At 72.2% G+C, this 2,310-nt stretch carries 2 protein-coding genes; both read right to left on the bottom strand.

The features are described 5' to 3' along the window. A partial coding sequence (locus tag VIB55_RS24040) for a BatA domain-containing protein (RefSeq protein ID WP_331879221.1) occupies positions 1 to 1,301 on the bottom strand: 1,301 nt, incomplete at its 3' end. Between the two features lie 4 nt (positions 1,302 to 1,305). Continuing rightward, positions 1,306 to 2,250: a DUF58 domain-containing protein gene (locus tag VIB55_RS24035; protein ID WP_331879220.1), complete on the bottom strand. Its 945-nt coding sequence runs from the start codon at positions 2,248 to 2,250 to the stop codon at positions 1,306 to 1,308. Between the last annotated feature and the right edge of the window lie 60 nt (positions 2,251 to 2,310).

Here is a 2,310-nt window from a genome sequence, read left to right as displayed (position 1 = left end):
CCGCGTCCCCGCAGCACCTGGACCGCGCCCGAATCCAGCGGCCGACCGATCATGGTCGCATTCCGAGACTCGCAGCCCCGCGCGAGCCGGCCGAGCATCGCCGGATACTCCGCCTGGAAGGGCAGATCACCGCCCTCCAGCGCCGTTCCGACGTACACCGAGCATCCACGGACCCCGCGCATTGCCGTAGCGGCGGGCCGGCCGTCGTCCCAGGCCGCGATGGTCCACGCACCCTCCGCCGTGCGCCCCTCGACGCGCCCGGCGGCCCCGCCGATCCGCAGGTCCGCTCCTAGCCACATCGTCCCCCCCGCGCTGTTGGGCCGCACGGTGAAGGGGCCGTCCCACGGCATCATGTAGCTCCACGCGCCGGAGTCGACGATGGCTGTGGAGGCGACCACCAGCGAGGCCCCGCGGCGCACCCGGGCACTCAACTCTCGCGCAGTTGGGCGATCCGGCTGCGTCAGCACGAAATAGGCGCCGGAGTCAGGGGTGATGGTATCCGCCGAGGCGCTCAGGCCAGTGGGCGCTATCACCTGGAGCTGGTACCCAAGCGCGCCCAGCGCCGTGCTGACGAACCGCCCTCCCTCACCCGCCACGACGTACGCGCGCCGGGAAGATGCGGGCAGCTCCCGTGTGGCGGTGTCGCGCGCCATCGGCAGGCGGGTGAGCTGGATCGCTCCCGGCCAGGCGGACTCGCGCAGCGCCCCAAGCCCCGGCGACCAGCCGGCCGACGAAAGCGGCGAGATCATCTGCACGGTGACGGAATCTGCGCCGCGCAGGGCACGCGCGGCGGAGGGGATCGCCCGCAGCGCCACGGCATAGTCCGACCGCGCGCGTCCAGGACCGGCGGCGAGCAGCGAGTCGAACAACTCGGGGCGGACCCGGGTCCGCGGAAGGTGCACGGCGGCGGAATCGAAGAGCACCAGTTCGCCGCGCGCCTCGCCCCCCGGCCCGAGCAGCGCCTGGCGGGCCATCGAAAGTCCGATACGCCACGCCTCCGCATCCACCCCGCTCCCTTGGTCCAGCAGCACCACCGCGCTCGTGCCCTTGGGCGCCGGAATCCACGCCGGCCGCGAAAACGCCGCGCCGACGAGAAGGAGCAGCAGCATGCGCAGCACCAGCAGCAGCAGGTCCGTCGGCCGGCTGACGCGTACTGCGTTGCGCGGGTCCTCCGCCAGGAAGCGCGCCGTGGGAAGCGGCACACGGCCAAGCGGACGGCGGCGGATCAGGTGCAAGGCGAGCGGCACCAGCATCGCCAGGGTGCCGGCGAGCAGGAACGCGGGAGCGGCGAAGGTCAGCACCGCGTCATCCCCGCCGCGCGTTCACCCAGGCCACCAGCGCATCCTCCACGGGCTGACCGGTCGTCAGGGGCACGTATTCCACCCCGCGCTCGCGCAGGCGGTCGACGAGCCCGTCGTAGTAGGCGCGGACGCGGCGGACGTAGCCCGGGTCGGCATCCGGCGTGGCGGGAAGTTCGGTTTGTGGCTGCTCGGGATCGAAGAATAGCCCCGCACCCGGCGGACGATCGCCCGATTCCGCCGCCGTCAGCACGCGCATGGCGATCACCTCGTCTCCCCGCGCACGCAGGCGCGACAGGGCGGTGACCAGCGCCGAGCCATCATCCTCCTCCAGCAGGTCGCTGATCAGCACCACGCGCCCGCGCCGCTGCATGGTGCCGCCCACGCGGTCCAGCGCGGCCCCGGCAGACCCCGAGCCGGACGGCGCCATGCGCTCCAGCTGCATCAGCAGATCGTGCAGGTGCCCGCGGCGGGAGCGAGGCGCCAGCAGCAGGCGAGGCTCCGCGCCGAACGCCGCCAAGCCCACGGCATCGCCCGCGCCCAGCATCAGGTGCGCGAGCGCAGCGGCCACGTAGGCGGCGTAGCGCGACTTGGGCACGCCGCCGGGGTCGGCGTAGTCCATGGACGCCGACGTATCCACCACCAGCCAGCACTGCAGGTTGGAGCGCTCCTCGAACTCGCGGACGTACAGACGGTCGGTGCGGGCGAAGAGCTTCCAATCCACGTAGCGAACGTCGTCGCCCTGCTGGTAGTCGCGGTGCTTGGCGAAATCCTCGCCCGAGCCGTGCTGGGGGGAGCGGTGGATGCCGGACTGGAAGCCGCGCACGATGGTCTTCGCGATCAGGTCCAGCCCGCCGATCCGCTCCAGCAGGTGCGGGGGGAGGAACGCGGCCGAGGCGGTCACGGCGGGGGTGTGGTGCCAGCCCTGCACGGGCGAATGAATTCGCTGCAACAACCACACGAAGTCTGCCTTTGCAGACTGGCTTGCTCAGGTGTGAGTTGGAGTCTGTGG

Origin of the sequence: Longimicrobium sp., from assembly GCF_036554565.1 — a bacterium.
GTDB lineage: Bacteria > Gemmatimonadota > Gemmatimonadetes > Longimicrobiales > Longimicrobiaceae > Longimicrobium.
Note: the sequence above shows the minus strand (reverse complement) of the source record. Positions and strands in the feature narration are given on the sequence as shown.